This is a genomic window from Aurantimonas sp. A3-2-R12, from assembly GCF_036016755.1.
In the GTDB taxonomy this organism is placed as follows: Bacteria; Pseudomonadota; Alphaproteobacteria; order Rhizobiales; family Rhizobiaceae; genus Aurantimonas; species Aurantimonas coralicida_A.
This window is the reverse complement of the sequence record NZ_JAYXIH010000135.1, coordinates 1-923: the sequence shown is the minus strand read 5'-3', so window position 1 is coordinate 923 and position 923 is coordinate 1. Positions and strand designations below refer to the sequence as shown.

Annotated in this window: 1 protein-coding gene; it reads left to right on the top strand. The window is 65.7% G+C overall.

Going from position 1 to position 923, the window contains the following annotated elements; genetic code table 11:
* A partial coding sequence (gene sucC / locus VSX60_RS22415; RefSeq protein ID WP_327626441.1) for an ADP-forming succinate--CoA ligase subunit beta occupies window positions 1-923 on the top strand: 923 nt, incomplete at both ends.

The window sequence follows — 923 nt, the reverse complement described above, 5'->3', positions numbered from 1 at the left end:
GCGGCGGGCGTGGCGATCACCGAGGCCTCGCAGGCCGAGGCCGCGGCGCGGCAGTTGCCGGGGCCGGTCTATGTGGTCAAGAGCCAGATCCACGCCGGCGGCCGCGGCAAGGGCAAGTTCACCGAACTCGGTGAAGGCGCCAAGGGCGGCGTCCGGCTGGCCAAATCGATCGAGGCCGTCGTCGCCGACGTCAAAGAGATGCTCGGCAACACGCTGGTCACCAAGCAGACCGGCCCGGCCGGCAAACAGGTCAACCGCCTCTATATCGAGGACGGCGCCGATATCGATCGCGAGCTCTATCTGTCGCTGCTCGTCGACCGCACGGTCGGCCGCGTCGCCTTCGTCGTCTCGACCGAGGGCGGCATGGACATCGAGACGGTGGCCGAGGCAACGCCGGAAAAGATCCACACTGTCGCGATCGACCCGCTCGCCGGCGTCACCGAGGCCGACGCGGCGAAACTCTGCGACGCGCTGAAGCTCGACGGGCCGGCCCGCGCCGACGGGATGACGCTGTTCCCGATCCTCTACAAGGCCTACACCGAGAAGGACATGAGCCTTCTCGAGATCAACCCGCTGATCGTGCTCGCGGACGGGCATCTGAGGGTGCTCGACGCCAAGGTCTCGTTCGACGGCAACGCGCTCTATCGCCATGACGACATCAAGGCGCTGCGCGACGAATCGGAGGAGGACGCCAAGGAGATCGAGGCGTCGAAGCATGATCTGGCCTATGTGGCGCTCGACGGCGACATCGGCTGCATGGTCAACGGCGCCGGCCTCGCCATGGCGACGATGGATATCATCAAGCTGTACGGCAAGGAGCCGGCGAACTTCCTCGACGTCGGCGGCGGCGCCACCAAGGAAAAGGTTACCGAGGCGTTCAAGATCATCACCTCGGACCCGAACGTCAAAGGCATATTGGTCAA